This window comes from Pseudomonas sp. UF-293, from assembly GCF_058245595.1.
Genome location: NZ_JBSICA010000005.1, coordinates 164,421 through 185,306 on the forward strand (window position 1 = coordinate 164,421; position 20,886 = coordinate 185,306).

Here is a 20,886-nt window from a genome sequence, read left to right on the forward strand (position 1 = left end):
AATGGGCGGCAAATGTTGCCCATAAAAAAACGGCGCTCACGGGGCGCCGTTTTTCATGTTCGCAGCGAACGCCTTAGTAGTAGGCGTTTTCTTTCTGCGTATGGTCGGTCACGTCGCGAACGCCCTTGAGCTCAGGAATGCGCTCGAGCAAGGTGCGCTCGATGCCTTCCTTCAAGGTTACGTCGGCCTGGCCGCAGCCCTGGCAACCGCCCCCAAACTGCAACACGGCAATGCCGTCCTCGACCACATCGATCAGGCTGACCTGACCGCCGTGGCTGGCCAGCCCCGGGTTGATCTCGGTTTGCAGGTAGTAGTTGATGCGCTCGTTGACCGGGCTGTCGGCATTGACCATCGGCACTTTGGCGTTCGGCGCCTTGATGGTCAGCTGGCCGCCCATGCGGTCGGTGGCATAGTCGACAACGGCGTCGTCAAGAAACGCTTCGCTGAAGGAATCGATGTAGGCAGTGAAGCTTTTCAGCCCCAGCGCGGTATCTTCAGGCTTCTCTTCGCCCGGCTTGCAGTAGGCAATGCAGGTTTCGGCGTACTGGGTGCCAGGCTGGGTGATGAAGACGCGGATGCCGATGCCCGGGGTGTTCTGCTTGGAGAGCAGATCGGCCAGGTAATCATGGGCGGCGTCGGTAATGGTAATAGCGGTCATAAAAACTCCTCGCAGGCTTGGGCGCAGTTTACGCCAATCGGCGCGGCTGACAAAGTCCTAGTATTTTTGTCAGGAAAGAATCTCGGCACACGCCGGCGAATGCTCAAAGGTTCTCGTACCGGTTCATATCCAGCACACCCTCTTCCACCGGATCGGTTTCGTGGATGTACTGGCTCAGATCATGGAAATACCGCCAGAACTGCGGATGACTGCGGCGAATGCCCCAGCGTTCGACGATTTTTTCGAAGCGATTGGCATCCCTGGCGTTCTCCATGGCATCGACAAACGCCGGCACCTGCTCGGCCGGTACGTTGAACATGAAGTTCGGGTAACTGGTGAGTACGCCCGGATAGACAGTCAACGTGTCGAGCCCCGGCTGATAGCGCCGCGACTCACCGAGCAGAAACGCCACGTTGCTGTGCGCACGGTTGCGCAGCAGGCTGTAGACCTCGCGCTTGCCGCTGGCAGTTTCGACGCGCAGCAAGGTCGCCTCGGGCAACTGGTCGATGACTTTCAGCCCCGCTGCCGGTCGCGAGGCCAGACGGCTCAAGGCCTGCTCGGCGTTCTGCAATGCCGGATCGATATTCGGCCGTGAGCAATAAGCGCCGTCGCAGCGATTGATCGGGTCTGGCCGCGCGTTCAGATCGCCGTAGCGCGCCAGCAATTGCATGGCGAAATCGCGTTTCGGGTCATTTTCGTCGAGTTTCAATGCGGTCGGTTTGTCGTCGTCGATGGCTTCATAGTCCAGCCACATCTTGAACTGACCGCCATCCTGATACCAATCGTTGAGGTAGTCCTCGCGCGAGTCGGCGGGCATCAGGCGCAGGAAGTTCTGTTCGGCACCGTTGCGGATCAGGTCGAAATACAGGCGAGTCTGCGCCTGATGGGAGACGTTGCCGAACACATCGAAGTTGACCGCTAGCTGGTAATAGGTGCGCTCGAGCAGCGGATAGTCGAATAGCCACATGGTTTGCGGCACTTCACCGATCAGGCCTTTAGTCACCGAAGCGCTGTCGAAATGGCGGAAAATGCTCAGCAAGGCGTTGTCGTTGCCGGCCCACAGCGTCGACCAGCTCGGCGCCGGCAGATCGGCGTAGCTGTCACGGCGCAGTGCCTCGTATTCGTTGCGCTTGTCACGGTAGTTGCGCCACAGGCTCAGCACGCTGCCGACATCGTCGTTCTGCCCCGGCATTGCCAGCAGCGGCGTGGCCTGGCCACGGTAGTTCGGGTCAGTGATGTAGAGGTCATGTTCCGGGGCCTGGAACAGCGCCCAGAAGTTGTCGCGAATCACGTCGGTCGCGATCTGCCCACGGCACACCGGCCCGCGAATGAAGGTGCGGACGAAGTATTCGGCGTTATCGAGCATGAACTGATAGCGCGCCTGCGCCGGAATCGCTTCGAAGGTGGCAAACGGATTGGCCCGGCTCTGCGGGCCGTAGCCCGGCAGCGCGTTGACCTGCCAGTTGCCGCTGTAGAACAGGCTTTTGATGCGGGCCATTTTCGCCGCGCTCAGCGGGTAGGTGATGTGCGTCTTGTGCACGATCACCCCCTGCACTGGCCACAAGCGGTAATACACCTGCGTGCCCGGATCGTCGTTGGGACGGCGAGTGGCGATCAGGTCGATCGGTTGGCCGCTCGGCGTACGCGAACGCACCCACTGGAAATAATGCCCCGGCTCACCATCCTTGAAATAGATGTGCGCCAGGTACCAGTGCTCGAACAGCCAGCGCCCGACCAGACTCTGCCGGGCACCGGGGGCGTTGAGCAGGTTTTCCCACTGCAGAATTTGCATGGCCTCTTTGGCACTCGGCGCCTGGCTCTGCTCGTCAATCGGCGCGCCAGACGCCAGCCAGCGCTGCAAGGTCTGGTATTGCTGGTCGGTCAGGCCAGTGACCGCCAGCGGCATGCCCTCTTTCGGGTGCACCCCGGCATACGCGTCAAATTCGGCGGGCATGGCGCATAGATTGTTGCGATTGAGCCCCAGGACAATGTCTTCGGGCAGTTTGGCGTTCGGCGTCAGCGGCGTCTTGTGGCCGAGTTCAAGCATGCGCGCCATCAGTGCGGCCTGACTGCCCTGGGCGTCGAGGACCGAATAGAAGTCTTTCTGTTGCCAGGCGCGCTTGCCGAAGGCGTCGTAAAACAAACGCGTGGTCGGTGCAGCCTGGGTGCGTTCGCCGTCGTACACCGGCATCTTGCTCGCGCCACGGGCGGCGCCTTCGCCACTGCCCAGATTGAGCTGACAGGCCGAGTCATAGCAGGCATGGCAGGCTACGCACTTCTCGGTGAAGATCGGTTGGATATCCCGGCTGTAAGAGATAGCAGAAGAAATGGCAGGATCTTGCGCCGCGACGCTTCCACTCAGGACCAGCAACCATAAACTGATGAAGCGGTGCGGCATGCTGCTGGTCTCGATTATAAAAAAGGCTGCAATTCTACCGTTATGACGCTCGTACCAACATGAGCGATATTCATGCAAAAGCTGCGCATGCTCCAAAAGCGCACAGGTTTGCTATGATCGCGCTCCTTCGTAATGGTCTTTTCGAGTAGTCCACATGTCCGATCGCAGCGTCCGCCTTCAAGCTCTCAAGCAAGCCCTCAAAGAGCGCATCCTGATTCTCGACGGCGGGATGGGCACGATGATCCAGAGCTACAAGCTCGAAGAGCAGGATTATCGCGGCAAACGCTTCGCGGACTGGCCGAGTGACGTCAAGGGCAACAACGACCTGCTGGTGATCACCCGTCCGGACGTGATCGGCGGTATCGAAAAAGCCTATCTGGACGCCGGCGCCGACATTCTCGAAACCAACACCTTCAACGCCACGCGCATTTCCATGGCCGATTACGGCATGGAAGAGCTGGCGTACGAGTTAAACGTAGAAGGCGCACGTCTGGCGCGCAAGATTGCCGACGCCAAGTCCGCCGAAAACCCGGCCAAGCCGCGCTTCGTTGCCGGCGTGCTTGGCCCGACCAGCCGTACCTGCTCGCTGTCGCCCGACGTCAACAACCCCGGTTACCGCAACGTGACCTTCGATGAGCTGGTGGAAAACTACACCGAAGCCACCAAAGGTTTGATCGAGGGCGGCGCCGACCTGATCCTGATCGAAACCATTTTCGACACGCTCAACGCCAAAGCGGCGATTTTCGCCGTGCAGGGCGTGTTCGAAGAACTGCACCTCGAACTGCCGATCATGATTTCCGGCACGATCACCGATGCCTCCGGTCGCACCCTGTCCGGCCAGACCACCGAAGCGTTCTGGAACTCGGTGGCTCACGCCAAGCCGATTTCCGTAGGCCTGAACTGCGCCCTCGGCGCCAGCGAATTGCGCCCGTACCTGGAAGAGCTGTCGAACAAGGCCAGCACCCACGTTTCGGCGCACCCGAACGCTGGCCTGCCCAACGAATTCGGCGAGTACGACGAACTGCCCTCGCAAACCGCCAAAGTCATCGAAGAATTCGCCCAGAGTGGTTTCCTCAACATCGTCGGCGGCTGCTGCGGCACCACGCCGGGCCACATCGAAGCCATCGCCAAAGCCGTGGCCGGTTACGCGCCACGTCAGATTCCGGACATTCCCAAGGCCTGCCGCCTCTCCGGTCTGGAGCCGTTCACCATCGATCGCAGCTCGCTGTTCGTCAACGTCGGCGAGCGCACCAACATCACAGGTTCCGCAAAATTCGCCCGCCTGATCCGTGAAGACAACTACACCGAAGCCCTTGAAGTCGCTCTGCAGCAGGTCGAGGCCGGCGCGCAGATCATCGACATCAACATGGACGAGGGCATGCTCGATTCGAAGAAGGCCATGGTGACCTTCCTCAATCTGATCGCCGGCGAACCGGATATCTCGCGCGTGCCGATCATGATCGACTCGTCGAAATGGGAAGTCATCGAAGCCGGTCTCAAGTGCATTCAGGGCAAGGGCATCGTCAACTCGATCAGCATGAAAGAAGGCGTCGAGCAGTTCATCCATCACGCCAAGCTGTGCAAGCGCTACGGCGCTGCGGTGGTGGTGATGGCCTTCGACGAAGCCGGCCAGGCCGACACCGAAGCGCGCAAAAAGGAAATCTGCAAACGCTCCTACGACATTCTGGTCAACGAAGTCGGCTTCCCGCCGGAAGACATCATCTTCGACCCGAACATCTTCGCCGTCGCCACCGGCATCGAAGAGCACAACAACTACGCCGTCGACTTCATCAATGCCTGTGCCTACATCCGCGATGAACTGCCGTATGCACTGAGCTCCGGCGGCGTGTCCAACGTGTCGTTCTCGTTCCGTGGCAACAACCCGGTGCGTGAGGCGATTCATTCGGTGTTCCTGCTCTACGCGATCCGCGCCGGGCTGACCATGGGCATCGTCAACGCCGGCCAGTTGGAGATCTACGATCAGATCCCGGTCGAGCTGCGCGACGCTGTTGAAGACGTGATTCTCAACCGTACGCCGGACGGCACCGACGCCCTCCTCGCCATTGCCGACAAGTACAAGGGCGACGGCAGCGTCAAGGAAGCCGAGACCGAAGAGTGGCGCAACTGGGACGTCAACAAGCGTCTGGAACACGCGTTGGTCAAGGGCATCACCACGCACATCGTCGAAGACACCGAAGAGTCCCGGCAGTCGTTTGCGCGGCCGATCGAAGTGATCGAAGGCCCGCTGATGTCCGGCATGAACATCGTCGGCGACCTCTTCGGCGCGGGCAAAATGTTCCTCCCGCAAGTGGTGAAATCCGCCCGCGTGATGAAGCAGGCCGTGGCGCACTTGATTCCGTTCATCGAACTTGAGAAAGGCGACAAACCGGAGGCCAAGGGCAAGATCCTCATGGCCACGGTCAAAGGCGACGTCCACGACATCGGCAAAAACATCGTCGGCGTGGTGCTTGGTTGCAACGGCTATGACATTGTCGACCTCGGCGTGATGGTCCCGGCCGAGAAGATCCTGCAGGTCGCCAGGGAAGAGAAATGCGACATCATCGGCCTTTCCGGCCTGATCACCCCGTCGCTGGACGAGATGGTCCACGTTGCCCGTGAGATGCAGCGCCAGGATTTCCACCTGCCGCTGATGATCGGTGGCGCAACCACCTCCAAGGCTCACACGGCGGTGAAGATCGAGCCCAAGTACAGCAACGACGCGGTGGTCTACGTGACCGACGCCTCACGCGCCGTTGGCGTGGCGACGCAGTTGCTGTCCAAGGAGCTCAAGGCCGGTTTCGTCGAGAAAACCCGTCTGGAATACATCGACGTGCGCGAGCGTACCTCCAACCGTAGCGCCCGCACCGAACGCCTGAGCTACGCTGCCGCCATCGCCAAGAAGCCGCAATTCGACTGGGCCAATTACCAGCCAGTCAAACCGACCTTTACCGGCAGCAAGGTGCTCGACAATATCGATCTGAAGGTGCTGGCCGAATACATCGACTGGACGCCGTTTTTCATCTCCTGGGACCTGGCCGGCAAGTTCCCGCGCATTCTCGAAGATGAAGTGGTCGGTGAAGCCGCCACCGCGCTGTACAAGGACGCCCAGGAAATGCTCGCCAAGCTGATCGACGAAAAGCTGATCAGCGCCCGTGCCGTGTTCGGTTTCTGGCCGGCCAATCAGGTCAACGAAGACGACATCGAGCTGTACGACGATAACGGCGAGCCGCTGGCTAAACTGCATCACCTGCGTCAGCAGATCATCAAGACCGACGGCAAACCGAATTTCTGTCTCGCCGACTTTGTGGCGCCAAAGGACAGCGAAGTCACCGACTATGTCGGCGGCTTTATCACCACCGCTGGCATCGGCGCCGAAGAAGTGGCCAAGGCCTATCAGGACGCTGGCGACGACTACAACTCGATCATGGTCAAGGCCCTCGCCGACCGCCTGGCCGAAGCGTGCGCGGAATGGCTGCACCAGCAAGTGCGCAAAGAGCACTGGGGTTACGCCAAAGACGAGACCCTCGACAACGATGCGCTGATCAAAGAGCAATACCGTGGCATCCGCCCCGCTCCCGGCTACCCGGCTTGCCCGGATCACACCGAGAAAGCCGCGCTGTTCACCTTGCTTGACCCCGAAGCGGCTGAAATGCGTGCCGGACGCAGCGGCGTGTTCCTTACCGAGCACTACGCGATGTTCCCCGCCGCTGCGGTCAGTGGCTGGTACTTCGCCCATCCGCAGGCGCAGTACTTTGCCGTGGGCAAGATCGACAAGGATCAGGTGCAGAGCTACACCGCGCGCAAAGGCCAGGACCTGAGCGTCACCGAGCGCTGGCTGGCACCGAACCTGGGTTACGACAGCTGATACACAGCGAAAGCCTGGGAGCCGTGCGCTCCCAGGCTGCTTCAGGCATCAGGTTCGGGGTTGAGAAGGCCCGGGTTGCGGTGACGATGAGCCCGCTTGCGTGGTGCTCGCCGGGGTTTGTGCCACCGCCGTACGTGTCAGCTCCTTGAGTTTGAGGTTCCGTGCTTCGGCGGTTTCGATTTCCAGTTGATTCATTGCAGCCAGATATTGATCAAGCACGTCCTGACTGTCATCTCTGCGCGCATACGCATCTTCAACCTCCTCCTGACGTCGGGTCGCGTTGCGTTCCAGCTCATCGAACACTTCGGGATGCTGGTCGCGCAGGTAACGCACCCAGTAGTCACGGGAAATCAGGTCCTCGATAAACAGGTCGGACGCCTCGTCCGCCAGTACGGAGGCGCGGGCGTTGAGCAGGGTCCGCCCGCGAATCGGCGTGGCGTACAACATGTGTTCCGGTTGCGCGGGCAATTCCAGGCCGTCAGGCCAGCCGCGGATCATGCCGATCCGGTACTGCAGGCGGATCTCCGCCCGATCCTTGTTTTTCCCGGCCGCCTCGGCAAGCCGGTCGACCCGCTCCAGACGGAACAGACGCCGGGTCAGGTCCAGCAAGGCTTTGCCGCGCTGTTGCGGACGATGGAGCGGTACGTCGCGCAGAGCATTGAATTCATAGACGCGGGTTTCCAGTTCACTGAACGACAGAATCCGGCCATCGCCACAGGTGCCATGGGTATCGGCGTTGGCAAACAGCAACTGGCGCAACTCGCTGTCTTCTGTCGCCGCCTGTATCACCTGCCATACCCGGTGCGTCAGGTCGGCGCCCGACAGCTGGTACTCGGCGGTATAGCGCAATGTCGAGAGCAAATGGAAAAACGACTCATGCCCGACCTGTTCAGCCAACTGCAGCCAGAGCGCATATCGCTCCACACGGACATCCGAAGGCGTGTAGGTCAGCCAGATGTCCATGGCCGGAGCAGCCACATCCTGCAGCGGGTTATCGATGACTTCATCGGCCTCGACAACTGCATGAGTATCATGGCCGTCGCTGTCCGAATCTGAATCCGAGTCCGAGTCCGAACCGGATTCACTTTCAGAAACCAGCCGCTGCGCCATTTCCTGGTCCAGCGTCGTACTCGAATAGCCCATCACGTCACGGTTGCCGTGAGCCGCACTGTGATCACGCAGTTGTTCCAGACTGTTGAGCGTCAGGGTGTTGTCGGAAAGGTCGGTGCCCGCCACCAGGCCCTCGTGATTGCCACCCAGCAGCCGGTCCGGAAACTGCGTGATGTCATTGCCTGTCAGATTCAATGTGCGCAGCTGTGCCAGTTCCAGCACGCCGTCCGGCCAGGCATCGAGACCGTTATGAGCAAGGTCGAGGGTTTCGAGCTGAACGAACACGCTGGCGTCGAAAACGTCGAGCCGGTTGTGACTCAAATCCAGCAAGCGCAAGCGAGGGGTAGCGACCAGGCTTTGCAACGTTAGCGCGTCCTCCAAGCGGTTACCGCTGAGTTCCAGACGCTCAAGGCGGCTCAGGCTTTTCACGGCATCCGGCAGCAGCTGTAACGCGTTGCCGTTGAGTTTCAGTGCGGTCAGTTCAGGGAACGCGGTGCAGAACAGATTGAAACTGTCGACGGTGAACCCGAGGCCGGTCAGGTTCAGTGTCCGGACATGCGTAAACACCGTCTCCAAGCGGGGCAACTGGCCGATCTGCAGTCCGGTGAAGTCCAGCGTGTGGCCCGCCCCTGTACCAGAACCGGTCAATCCGTCCTGCCAGCAGTCACGAATTTTCTGCGCCACCGATTGCCGGCTGAACGCCGACTCCCGATTGCCGTTGATTTGCACCTCGCGGGTGAATATCCAGTCGTTCAGCTCACGAACCAATGCCTCGCTGGCCTGAAGCCATTCAATGAGCCGGGTGTCGATCTGGGCCTCGGTCATGCCCGCATTGCGCAATCGCGTCACACAGGCTGTTGCCTGATCTGCCGAGAGCGCCGGGTTCAGGTCCTGCACTCGACTGACAAATCCCTGAGCACCCTCCAGCGCCGGCGTCCGCCGAGGCAGCGGCAGTAGGTATTCGGCCAGAGAGCCTGCAGTTTCGGGAGACATGCCGATGGTTGAAAATGGCGGTGAGCCGCGCTCGAAGCGCTCCAGCGCGCCGGCGGGCAAACCTCTGATACCTTCGATCCGGCGCTGCGCAACCGTGAGCGCTGCCCTTCCTTCGGGGCTGAAGGCATTGTTGGCCAGATCGGTTCTGAGCAAAACATCCTCGTGAGCGAGCACGTGCTCAGGCAGCGCGCTGATCGAGTTGTAACGCAGATCGAGCCATTTCAGCTGCGGCAGACTTTCAGCGCCTGATGGCCACGCATGCAGTCCGGTCGAGGTGAGCCTGAGTGACTGCAGCCGGGTCAGTGCGGACACGTCGATTGCGGCCAGCGGATTGAGGAAAGCGTTGAAGTGTTGCAGCTGTGCCAACGCGCTGAGCTGGCGCTGCACCGTGGGAGTGACGACGATGCGGTTGTACGAAAGGTCCAGACTCGTCAATTGGACAAAATCCTCCGGCGCAATCGGCACCTCAGTAAGGCCACAGGCTGTAATTTCCAACGTCTTGGCCCCGCTGAATGCCTGAAGGAAGCCACGGACCTGCTCGGCCGGTACCGCCAGACGATCCAGGCGAACGGTCTGCACCTGGGAAAAACTGCCAGCCGGTAACCGGGGCAATTCGCTCACAGCCGATTCACCTTGAATCCAGGCGGTATCGAGCAACTCGAAAATCGTCGCATCGTTGCCATCTACCCGGGGCGCCCAAGTGAAAAAATTCGCTGGTCGAGCATCGGCATTTACGCCGTAGCGCTGACGAACAGCGGCACGCCAGTGTTTCTCCAGCGCGCGGACCACTCTGATATTGGGCGGCAGGCTCCAGCTTGGCAGCGGTGCAGCCTTTCTCAATCCGCTGGACAGCGTCGGCTGGTAAAACTGGCGAAAAATACCCGCGTGCTCGAGCCGCAACGCCTCGACAGCGGCGAGGCGGGTCTGCGGTGTATCCCACAGATTCATGATCCGCTGCGGCAATGGATTCACATGGCCCGCCTCGCCTGTCAGGAACTCCAGCTCCCCGGCGCAATACCTGCGTACCATCAAGTCAAGATCGACCAGATGCCCCCAAGGGCCGAGGTAATTTTTCACGTAGTCGTAAGCGGGCTTGAATGCCTCGTGGGAAAACTTCGACCAATCCAGCGACAGGCCCACCCACACCTGTTCATGCCCGGCATAGAGTGTCGGGGGGACAGTCGCGATGGCTGTCTGTGACAGGTCCAGCCTTTGCAGGTTCGGCAGGCTTTCCACAGACACCGGCCACTGCGTCAGGCCCGGCGCGGCAATTCTGAGTCTTTTCAGCTGCTGCAGCGTACCCAGCTCAAGCGCTGGCGCGTCGGCGTCCAGTCGTACCAGTTCGAGATCAAGCTCTTGCAGCGTCGTCATTGCGGCCAGACCCTGCGAAAAACCAGCATTCAGGGACTGCGCGCCGGTTCTGAACCGCAGTCTTATCAGCGAGGGCATGGCACTCACCGCTGACGGCAGTCTGGTCAGTGATTGCTCCCGCCCTATGAAGGAGCCGAAAGCGCTGCCTCGCTCGCCGAGGGTCAACTGCACCACGTTGGGAAAGCGCGACAGAAACGCGTCGGCGTCGATATCCGTCATGCCGTCACCGCTCAGGGTCAAGTCGCGAACATGGGAAAAATCTGCCTCAATCGTTGGCAATGGGTAATAGCTTACGATCGTCAGCCTGGCGGCACTTTGATCGTCAGCGGCTAGCGGGGCCCTGCGCCAGCATGCTTCCAGCGCACTTGCCGTTTGCGATCTCTGGAACATTGCAGATAAATCACTGGCCGCCGTGTGCGAAGGTCCCACCCATCCTTCAAGCGTCGCTTTAAGCCGCTCCCATTCCTGACGGCGCGACTGCACCATTTCAAAGATTTCACCGTTGCTTTTGCCCAGGCGTACCTGCTGCAGAACAAACCCGTTCGCTTGTTCAACTGTCAGCTCTGGATAGACATCGCGCAATCGATCGACCAACTCGGGATTAAACGCGGCGCCACGCCCGCTGGCCCGATAGCCGATCGCCCTTTCGCGGATGCGCGCCGGAGGCCTGAGCCACTTCGCCTGCGGCTCCAGTAAAAAGAGCGCTGTACTTTGATGTTGATCGGCGTACGCAATGATCGCTTGCTGCAGCTCAGCCCACTGGCCGACTGCCGGCAGCCCGAGGCTGCGGCGTGCCTCGTCGGGCAAGGCGTGCATGATTGATGCGTAAAAATTGTCGCCGTGACGCGGCAGGCTGTTGAGCTCTTCGCCACGGTCATTGAAAGCCTGGAATTGCGCACCTTTTTTGATCAGGTACTTTTTCTCGCCACCGGCCTCGGTACCCACACTGTCGAGCAGCGAACCTTCGAGACTGCCTTCGCGCACCTCCAGCCGCAAACCAGCAGGCCAACCGGGCAAGTTTTCCAGTGTCTGCAGTGCCAGACGCCGGCTATCTGCCGTAGCGATATTCTCACTGCGCAGGCCGGCGAAAGCCCTGACCTGTCGGCTTTGCCGTGCGTACCAGCGCGCTTGCTCGAGCATGCGCAGCGGCGCGCGTTTTGTGGTCGTCAGCTGTTCCAGTTCACCAGAGCTGGCGTGGGCGAGGACGTCCAGAGCAGCCGACTCGGTGAGTCCCACGCAGGCATTTTGCAATCGCTTGACCAAAGGGTCCGCAGGTTCGGTCCCTTTGTAGATGCTGTCGTAGATCGCCGATTGTCGGGTTTGTGCGTAATCCGCTATCTGCCTGGCAAATTCGCCAGGCCTGTCCTCAGGCACCCGTGCGCCCTGCTCCCCAAGCAGCCCGGTGATTTCAGCTTCGTCAAGTGCTGCCAGAATGACGGCCGGCAGTTCTCCGCTGAGGATATCGGCCCGGGAGACCTGGATCGGTGCTCTGACACGACTGCCCCGTACCCGACGCGCACCGCCGTACTTCACGGATTTGCCGGACACGTACGCGCCGTCGAATACCTCAAGCACCCGATTGGCCGGCCATAGCGGCATTTCAGTAACCAATGGCAAGGCATACGAATACATCTCGTCGATCGGTTGCGTGCCGCGCAACTGCTCGATGACCCGCCCGGCGCCAGAATCGGCCTTGAGCATGCGCATGGCTTGCAGCAGCTGCGGCGGTGGCGATGCGTGATCGAGGTGCATCTTGCGCAACGCGTCATCGCTGACGCCACTGATATCGGCGGCCCTGATCAGCTCGCTGTCGGAAAACGCTTCGCTGCGCAGCCCCATTCGCCGCAGCAGGGTCAGACGGTCCCACGCCAGAGGTCGCTCCAGGGTAAAACGCCAGGCCCCCACACCATTGCTCTCCAGCACAGGCTGATACGCGCCGGCATTGGTTGGATGCTGGATGCGCCATTTACCGAGCGCTTGATCGTACCTCTGTTGGTAAAGCTTGCCGTCGAGCCGGATGTACGTGTTGCCGTCTACCACATACTGGCCCGCTTCATTCGGGGCGAGGCTGGCGTCCAGGCTCACGCTGGATTGATAAGCGCCGAGATCAGGCTTCCACAGCCGGGTTTCACCAGTGGGCAGCGACACCGGGCTCAACTGTTCGAGCACCGGCACAGCCCGGGCGCCAGTAAATGTCTGCACACCGGCGCCGACACCCGCCATGACGCCGATCAGCGCCAGATTCTCCGCCACGTCGATCAGATGGTCTTTTGCTGCCCGGCGATCACCTTCACTCCATTCGACAGCACCCTCAAGGGTTTCGTAGAGCAGCTGACTGGCCATGGCCACCATCATCACTTCGCCGAGTACCGGGACGAACATCGACACCAGGTTCAAGCCGAGCATGCCAACCTGCATCAGGTGGGCGAGCTTGGCGTCACGGGCTTTCGTATCGACGTCGGCCGTCGGCACGGCGTGACTTCGCGCATCGGCAATCGCTTTGTCGCGGTTCTGGGTGAACAGATACTCCCAGAGATCTTCATTCGCCGCCCACAGCCCCCGCCCCGCGCGCCCGATTGTCGACGGAGCGATATAAGGATCAGCCACCGGTTCGAGTTTGACCTTGCGCTCAGGGGGCACTTCACTGATTTTGGTGAAGGCCGAACCGGGGCTGATCGCATCGATGACAGTGGCCCAGGGCGAACGCCAGAATTGCCAGACATCTTTGGGCGAGTCGGCCGCCTCTTGGGTGAATTGACTGAAGTAGTAAGGGCGCTGGTCGCAGGGCAGAAACTGGCTGAGAAACTGTTGGTACCGGGTCGGCGCTGCGCCAGACGCCTCGGTCGCATCGCGGGCGGTCAGCAGGCGTTTGAATTCGCTACGCATCTGCTCATAGCTATAGCGCTTGAGCGGGTGATGTGGATCGTGAGGGATGTACAGGAGCAGCTCATCGCTGTAGCGGTACTTCTCGCAGATCACAAACGCGACGCAACCGGTCAGGCGTTTCTTCATCAAGCCCAGGTCTTTGAACCAGACCTGTTTGTCGCCCATCCACGGATGCATCTCGCCATTGATAACCGACAGGATCATAGTGTAATCCGCCGGTTCGATGTCTTTTTGCAGCAACGCCTGTTCAGCCGCCGCGCGCATCGTGGCTTTCTGGCTGGCTATGAACGGATCGCGGAGTGCGTCTTCTGCCGCCGCATCGGCCGGATGAAAGAACGCCTGCAGATACGTCTGATATTGCTTGCCGATATCCAGGCTGCGGCAAAGCCCCAGGAACTGGCTGACCGTCACGCCAATGCTCACTGATTCGAAAGTGGCCGCAGTCTGGGTCGCCACGAGGAAACCGGACGTCTCGTGATAGGCGCCCGCTTCGCATTCATAGGCTTCAAAATTATGCAGCGCCGCATCGAGCATCGACAGCTTGAGGAACTCAAACGATGCCAACTCTATTTTCAGCACGCCAACATCCACGGGGCGCTTGAGGCACAGCTGGGTTTTGTCGACGTCCACCTGCACCTGATACTGGTCCTTGAGCGCCTTGATCAGCAAGGGCCGGGCAAAAGCCTCGATTTGCTGGAACGACGCCAGACTTTCGTCCAGAGCGTTCTGCGCGGTGACGCTGGCGATAAAACTGTCGGTCAGGGCGGTGCGCTGCGCGGGCATGGCGTCCTGATACCAGGCCGGCAGCGTGGTCGAAACACCTTTTAATGCCTGACGGCGTTGCGTCGATGCGCCGCTCAGCCATGCCGGGACGGATTTCTGCAGAAACCCGCTGTGAATGCTCTGTGTCGCGCTGAGTCTGGCGGGCGGGGTCGACGCCTCGGGCGGCGCCGGTGAATGAGTCGGGATAGCGTCCATGGTCACTCCTTGTTAATGGAGTGGTTAGCAGACCATCTGCCGCTATCCCTTCGGTGGTAGCCGGCTATCGCTCAAGTGTCGATAGGTAAGCGGATGCAAATGTCCCAGCCGAAGCGCAAACGCCCGGCGCGCTAGTCAAATCGGTGATGAAGGACCCGGTCGTGGCGAATGACGGCGCAGTCGAGAGGAAGGTGTTGCGACGGGTTAGAACCGTCGGGTGCAGAGTTGACTATGCTTGTAATGCACGATTTTGCGGAGAGGGATTTATGGACGATCCAGTCGACAACAAACCGCCGACCTTCTGGCAGATGCTGCACAGCGTCATGGCCGCAGCATTCGGCGTACAGAGTGGCAAAAACCGGGAAAGGGATTTCACCCACGGCAAGCCCAGCCATTTCCTGATACTGGGCGTTTTGTTCACAGCCGTTTTCGGTCTGACGCTGTTCGGTATCGTCAAACTGGTGCTGCATCTGGCCGGCGTTTGAAGTGGATATGAGAAATCCGGGCCTTGGCAAAGCGATCGAGCCTTGTCACTGGCGAACCACCGGCTACAGGCGTGCGGTCAGACCCGGAGTTTCGCTCACTGGTGGCTGACCCAGAAGACCGCTGTTCCTACAACGAGAATAATCAGGAACAAAATGGCCCACGCATCGACGCTGCTGTCGCTTTTCCTGGCTTTGGTCGGGTTGCTCATTGCATCGCCTCTTGTCGGTTTTATCGGTGATTGCACATAGACTCGATCAGAGTAAAGACGATGATTGTCCGCACGACAAATGTGGATTAGTTGCAAGCCATTCGCGTTAGGCGATTTGGTTCTTTACATATACTCAAACATCACTTTTGCGCATAACTGCAAACGGGTATATTGCCCCGGCTCCGTGACGGAGTGCGCGGCCGTGCGCGCAGAATTGCAGAGGCAACATCGGACTCCAGCAAGCGAAAACGCAGCGTTTTCCGAGTAGCCCAAGCCTGAGAACAGGACTTATATGTACGTATACGACGAGTACGATCAGCGGATCATCGAGGACCGCGTCAAGCAGTTCCGTGATCAGACCCGACGCTATCTGGCAGGTGAGCTGAGCGAAGAAGAATTCCGCCCCCTGCGCCTGCAAAATGGCCTGTACATCCAGCGCTTTGCGCCGATGTTGCGCGTGGCGGTGCCTTACGGCCAGCTCACTTCGCGCCAGGTGCGCATGATGGCCAAAATCGCCCGCGACTACGACAAGGGCTACGCCCACATCAGTACGCGGCAGAACGTGCAGTTCAACTGGCCGGCGGTGGAAGACATCCCGGACATCCTCGCCGAACTCGCGACCGTGCAGATGCACGCTATCCAGACCAGCGGCAACTGCCTGCGCAACGTTACCACCGACCAGTTTGCCGGCGTCGCCGCCGATGAAGTGATCGACCCGCGTCCATGGTGCGAAATCGTCCGTCAGTGGACCACCTTTCACCCGGAATTCGCTTACCTGCCGCGCAAATTCAAGATTGCCGTGAATGGCTCGACCAGCGACCGCGCTGCCATTGAAGTTCACGACATCGGTCTGGAACCGGTCTACAACGCCGCAGGCGAGCTGGGCTTCCGCGTGCTGGTCGGCGGTGGTCTCGGTCGTACGCCGGTGGTCGGCGCGTTCATCAATGAATTCCTGCCGTGGCAGGACCTGTTGAGCTACCTCGACGCCATTCTGCGTGTGTACAACCGCTATGGCCGTCGTGACAACAAATACAAGGCGCGGATCAAGATCCTCGTCAAGGCGCTCACGCCAGAAGTGTTCGCGCAGAAAGTCGACGCGGAAATGGAGCATCTTCGCGGTGGCCAGACCACGCTGACCGAAGCCGAACTGCATCGCGTCGCCAAGCACTTTGTCGACCCGGACTACAAGGTCCTCGACAACCAGACCGCACAACTGGCCGATCTGGACAAAGAGCATCCGGGCTTCGCCCGCTGGCGTAGCCGCAACACCCTGGCGCACAAGAAGCCGGGCTATGTCGCTGTAACGCTGTCGTTGAAGCCGACCGGTGTTGCCCCGGGCGACATCACTGACAAGCAGCTCGACGCTGTGGCCGATCTGGCCGACCGCTACAGCTTCGGTCAACTGCGCACCTCTCACGAGCAGAACATCATCCTCGCCGATGTCGAGCAGAGCCAGCTGTTCACCCTGTGGGGCGAGTTGCGAGAAGGCGGTTTCGCCACGCCGAACATCGGCCTGCTGACCGACATCATCTGCTGCCCGGGCGGTGACTTCTGCTCACTGGCCAACGCCAAGTCGATCCCGATTGCCGAATCGATCCAGCGTCGCTTCGACGATCTGGATTACCTGTTCGACATCGGTGAGCTGGACCTGAACATCTCCGGTTGCATGAATGCCTGCGGTCACCACCACGTTGGCCATATCGGCATTCTCGGCGTCGACAAGAAAGGCGAAGAGTTCTATCAGGTTTCCCTCGGCGGCAGCGCCAGCCGTGATGCGAGCCTGGGCAAGATCCTCGGCCCGTCCTTCGCACAGGAAGCCATGCCTGACGTGATCTCGAAGCTGATCGACGTGTACGTTGAACAACGCACCGAAGACGAGCGCTTCATCGACACCTATCAGCGTATTGGCATCGACCTCTTCAAGGAACGCGTCTATGCAGCGAATCATTAAGAACAACGAAGTCGTCGACGAGACCTGGCACTTGCTGCCGAAGGATTTCAACATCGATGAGATCAGCAACTGCGACGATCTGATCGTTCCTCTGCAGTTGTGGCGCGAGCACAGCCGCATGCTCAAGGCCCGCGACGGCGGTCTCGGCGTATGGCTGGATGCTGACGAGGAAGCCGAAGAAATCGGTGAAGACGTCGGTGAGTTTCAAGTGATCGCGCTGAATTTCCCGGCGTTCACCGATGGCCGCAGTTACTCCAATGCCCGTCTGCTGCGTGACCGTTATGGTTTCAAAGGCGAGTTGCGCGCGATTGGCGATGTACTGCGGGACCAACTGTTCTACATGCATCGCTGCGGTTTCGACGCCTTTGCCATTCGCGCGGACAAAGACCCGTACGAAGCACTGGAAGGCCTCAAGGACTTCTCGGTGACCTACCAGGCCGCCAGTGACGAACCACTGCCGCTGTTCCGTCGGCGCTGAGCCTAGAGCTTTTGTTGCGGACACAAAAACGCCGGTCATATGACCGGCGTTTTTTTATGCCTGGTGTTTATCAGAAGCGTTGCTGGGTAAGACGACTCCACCAGCTCAACAGCACGCGGTCCACCGAGCCACTGGCAGCCATGCCGATGCGTTCCTGCAGGCTTTTGCGCTCGGCGTAGTGCAGGTGATAGACCTCCGCCTGTTTGGCTTTCTGCGCCAGGTATTCATCGCTGGTCTTCAGTTCGTCCACCAGTTGGTTTTCCAGCGCAGCGATACCGAGCCACACCTCACCGGTAGCCACCTCATCGATCGCCAGTTGCGGGCGATAACGGGCGACGAAGTTTTTGAACAGGCGATGGGTGATGTCGAGGTCCTCCTGGAACTTTTCGCGGCCCTTTTCAGTGTTTTCGCCAAACACGGTCAGAGTGCGTTTGTATTCACCGGCGGTCAGCACTTCGAAATCGATATCGTGCTTTTTCAGCAGGCGATTGACGTTGGGCAATTGCGCGACCACGCCGATCGACCCGAGGATGGCGAACGGAGCGCTGATGATCTTGTCGCCGATGCACGCCATCATGTAACCGCCACTGGCTGCGACCTTGTCGATACAAACGGTCAACGGCACGCCCGCCTCACGGATTCGGGCCAGCTGTGACGACGCCAGACCGTAGCTGTGCACCATGCCGCCGCCACTTTCCAGACGCAGAACCACTTCGTCTTTCGGCGTGGCCAGGGTCAGCAGCGCGGTGATCTCGTGGCGCAGGCTCTCGGTGGCGGAAGCCTTGATATCGCCGTCGAAGTCGAGCACGAACACCCGAGACTTGGTCTCAGGCTTGTTCTTCTGTTTCTTCGCGCTTTTTTCCGTTTTCGCTTCGCCCTTGCGTAAAGCCTTGAGCTGATCCTTGTCGAGCAGGGTCTGCTCCAGCCGTTCACGCAGACCCTTGTAGAAATCGTTGAGTTTACTGACCTGCAACTGGCCCGCCGATTTGCGTCGACCCTTGCTGCGCAACGCGGCGAAACTGGCCAGCACCACCAGAATGGCGATCACCAATGTGACAGTCTTGGCCAGAAAACTGGCGTATTCGGTGAAAAAATCCACAGAGACTCCTCAAAGCAATGCGTGAAACTGTAATACACGCGGAATGGCTCCAGCATACCCATGCGCCGGCTCATCGGCCAGCCGTGAAACCTCTGGCAACATGCCTGTAACGGGCATTTCAAACAAGCGTATGTTTTTTCATTGACAGCCTTACGCCATCCTCATAACCTCGCCTGACCTTCAACGTACCGGGACGACGCGGACGTGGGCAGCATCTACTTGATACGACATGGCCAGGCCTCCTTTGGTGCAGACGATTACGACGTCCTGTCGCCGACCGGTGTGCGTCAGGCAGAAATCCTCGGCCAGCACCTTGCCGATCTCGGCATCAGCTTTGATCGTTGCCTTGCCGGTGACCTGCGTCGTCAACAGCACACGGCCACCAGTGCACTGGAGCAATTCAGCGCCAGAGGCCTGCCGGTACCCGTCCTGGAAACCGATTCCGCCTTCAACGAATTCGATGCCGATGCGGTGATCCGCGCCCTGCTCCCGGCCATGCTGCCGGAAGAGCCGGAAGCCCTCGACATCCTGCGCAACGCCGCGCAAAACCGCAGTGAATTCCAGCGCATCTTCGCCCTGATCGTCGAGCGCTGGCTTGCTGGCACCTGCGACACACCCGGACTGGAAAGCTGGCTGGGTTTCGTCGAGCGGGTTCAGGCCGGGCTGCACCGCATCCTCGATCTGGCAGAAAAGAACCAGAAAATCGCCGTGTTCACCTCCGGTGGCACCATCACTGCCCTGCTCCACCTGATTACGCAAATGCCTGCCAGACAGGCCTTTGAACTGAACTGGCAAATCGTCAACACCTCGCTCAACCAACTGAAGTTTCGCGGTCGCGAGGTGGCTCTGGCTTCCTTCAACAGTCACGCACACCTGCAACTGCTGAAGGCCCCGGACCTCATCACTTTTCGCTGAGTCCGGCTTACTGTGACCCTGGCTGTAACCATCCAGCTCCCATGACCAAGAAAGGATCGAACCATGACCTCCGTAGCTGATGCCGTAAAAGCAATGCAAGCCAAGTTCAACCCAGCCGCCGCTGCCGGTCTGGACCTGGTCTTCGGTTTCAACATTACCGACGAAGACAAGCAATACGCACTGATCGTCAAAGACGGCACCTGCGACATCCAGGAAGGTGAAAACCCGGACGCCAACTGCACGCTGGTGCTGGACAGCCAGACCCTCAAAGACATCGTCAGCGGCGAAACCGACGGCATGCAAGCCTTCATGGGCGGCAAGCTGCGCGTTGAAGGCGACATGATGCTGTCGATGAAACTGTCCGAGCTGTTCCCTTCGTAAGAAGCTGCCTGGTCAAACACACATCCCGCCCTTTTGGCGGGATTTGTCGTTGATGCAAGGGGAATCAGCGCAGGGCTCGGCTTCGCGCTCCGCTCGCGGAGGTACGATCAACCCTCCTGCAACAACCGCGTATCCAGCCCAAACCGCTCTTGCGAAACCATCCTGAACTGACCCTCCGCCAGATCGCAACTCACCAGTAAATTCCACGAGTGCCGCGTTGCCACCGAAGGCACCAGAACAAATGGATGTTCAGCCAACAGTGCATCGGCAAACTTTCGCTGGTTGGGCGAGGTTTTGATCGGGGTGAGCCACTGCGGGTTGGGCACATCCTCAGGCTGCACGATTCTGACGCTGGCGTCGTGGGTGATCTCAAAACAGGTCAACACATAGGGCTCCTGATCAAGCGCATCAAAACTGCCGTGGGCCGCCACTTCCAGAATCGCCGTGGATGGGTCGACCGACGCATAAACGACTCTGCGCCCAGGCGTATTCCAGCGGCCGCCGTCCAGTTTCGAACCCAGCCCGCTATTCCAGGTAGCGCTGTACATCTCGCGATCCAGCCGCCAGGCATACCAGCGATCATCCCAGGGCAAGGGATTCATTGATAAACCCCGTATTTGATCTGGTTCAGATACTCCTCCACCATCCTGAACCCCAACGCATGCCCGACCAGATCGAGCGGCACATGACCATAGAAGTATGTGGCGCTTTGCTGCAGCCATGACTCGGCCTTGGCCTGTCGCCCGAACACCTCAATGGCCAGCTCCAGCGCCGCGGCATATTGGTAGGCGATGATGCTCTGTGGCGTGTCCAGGCGCACCGGCACGCCCTCCTTGAGCAGACGTCGCACGGTTCTCACAGATTTGCCGGTGATACGTTTGACCATCTCTCCCTGTTGGTACAGCTCGGAGGTTGCGATCATGTTGACCACATCGAGCAGCTCAAATCCTTCGCTTGTGCAGCGCAGGACGAGCATCGGGTCGTCGCCGGTGTCCTGCCCACGCAGAAGCAACTCCGAAGGCGTACCCTCGAGCTTCTTCAAGCCTGTGAGCCGCGGCGCTTTGGCGGTCGGCATGGCGACGTCCTCCGAGGGGCATCTGGCGCGATCG

Annotated in this window: 12 protein-coding genes; 6 read left to right on the plus strand and 6 right to left on the minus strand. The window is 59.8% G+C overall.

The window, feature by feature from the left end:
- Positions 1-73: 73 nt before the first annotated feature.
- Together nfuA and AC4IHP_RS08635 are read right to left on the minus strand one after the other, a co-directional pair.
- Positions 74-658: a Fe-S biogenesis protein NfuA gene (nfuA, locus tag AC4IHP_RS08630; RefSeq protein ID WP_003225494.1), complete on the minus strand. Its 585-nt coding sequence runs from the start codon at positions 656-658 to the stop codon at positions 74-76.
- A gap of 103 nt (positions 659-761) precedes the next feature.
- Positions 762-3,056: a fatty acid cis/trans isomerase gene (locus AC4IHP_RS08635; protein WP_490831464.1), complete on the minus strand. Its 2,295-nt coding sequence runs from the start codon at positions 3,054-3,056 to the stop codon at positions 762-764.
- 154 nt (positions 3,057-3,210) lie between these two features.
- On the opposite strand from AC4IHP_RS08635, the gene metH reads away from it, so the two are divergent.
- On the plus strand, positions 3,211-6,921 hold the full coding sequence (metH, locus tag AC4IHP_RS08640; protein WP_490831465.1) for a methionine synthase: 3,711 nt from the start codon (positions 3,211-3,213) through the stop codon (positions 6,919-6,921).
- 48 nt (positions 6,922-6,969) lie between these two features.
- Here the strand turns inward: metH and AC4IHP_RS08645 are convergent, their stop codons facing one another.
- Complete coding sequence (locus AC4IHP_RS08645) at positions 6,970-14,259, minus strand: NEL-type E3 ubiquitin ligase domain-containing protein (RefSeq protein WP_490831466.1); 7,290 nt, start codon at positions 14,257-14,259, stop codon at positions 6,970-6,972.
- A 266-nt stretch (positions 14,260-14,525) separates the two neighbouring features.
- On the opposite strand from AC4IHP_RS08645, the gene AC4IHP_RS08650 reads away from it, so the two are divergent.
- The 3 genes from AC4IHP_RS08650 to AC4IHP_RS08660 all read left to right on the plus strand — a co-directional run bounded on the left by AC4IHP_RS08650 (position 14,526) and on the right by AC4IHP_RS08660 (position 17,382).
- Positions 14,526-14,744 (plus strand): DUF2970 domain-containing protein, encoded by a 219-nt coding sequence (locus AC4IHP_RS08650; RefSeq protein ID WP_460118774.1) that lies wholly within the window; start codon positions 14,526-14,528, stop codon positions 14,742-14,744.
- Positions 14,745-15,245: 501 nt separating this feature from the next.
- Positions 15,246-16,904 carry a nitrite/sulfite reductase gene (locus AC4IHP_RS08655; protein WP_460118772.1) on the plus strand — a complete coding sequence of 553 codons (1,659 nt, stop codon included), beginning with the start codon at positions 15,246-15,248 and terminating at the stop codon, positions 16,902-16,904.
- Positions 16,888-17,382 (plus strand): DUF934 domain-containing protein, encoded by a 495-nt coding sequence (locus AC4IHP_RS08660; protein ID WP_041478697.1) that lies wholly within the window; start codon positions 16,888-16,890, stop codon positions 17,380-17,382. The genes AC4IHP_RS08655 and AC4IHP_RS08660 overlap by 17 nt, the downstream gene beginning before the upstream one ends.
- A gap of 70 nt (positions 17,383-17,452) precedes the next feature.
- Here the strand turns inward: AC4IHP_RS08660 and sohB are convergent, their stop codons facing one another.
- The gene (gene sohB, locus AC4IHP_RS08665) at positions 17,453-18,481 is read right to left on the minus strand and encodes a protease SohB (RefSeq protein ID WP_490831467.1); all 1,029 of its coding nucleotides are present in this window, start codon (positions 18,479-18,481) and stop codon (positions 17,453-17,455) included.
- A gap of 204 nt (positions 18,482-18,685) precedes the next feature.
- Here sohB and AC4IHP_RS08670 point away from each other — a divergent pair, with 204 nt between their 5' ends.
- Positions 18,686-19,396, plus strand: coding sequence for a histidine phosphatase family protein (locus tag AC4IHP_RS08670; protein WP_490831468.1), 711 nt, complete (start codon positions 18,686-18,688; stop codon positions 19,394-19,396).
- A gap of 63 nt (positions 19,397-19,459) precedes the next feature.
- Entirely contained in the window at positions 19,460-19,777 is a 318-nt protein-coding gene (locus AC4IHP_RS08675) for an SCP2 sterol-binding domain-containing protein (RefSeq protein WP_016774477.1), read from the plus strand.
- Between the two features lie 107 nt (positions 19,778-19,884).
- Here AC4IHP_RS08675 and AC4IHP_RS08680 read toward each other — a convergent pair whose 3' ends face one another.
- Both AC4IHP_RS08680 and AC4IHP_RS08685 read right to left on the minus strand, forming a co-directional pair.
- On the minus strand, positions 19,885-20,379 hold the full coding sequence (locus AC4IHP_RS08680; RefSeq protein ID WP_460118766.1) for an RES family NAD+ phosphorylase: 495 nt from the start codon (positions 20,377-20,379) through the stop codon (positions 19,885-19,887).
- Positions 20,376-20,852 carry an antitoxin Xre/MbcA/ParS toxin-binding domain-containing protein gene (locus AC4IHP_RS08685; RefSeq protein WP_490831469.1) on the minus strand — a complete coding sequence of 159 codons (477 nt, stop codon included), beginning with the start codon at positions 20,850-20,852 and terminating at the stop codon, positions 20,376-20,378. Before AC4IHP_RS08685 ends, AC4IHP_RS08680 begins: the two co-directional genes overlap by 4 nt.
- Positions 20,853-20,886: the final 34 nt, after the last annotated feature.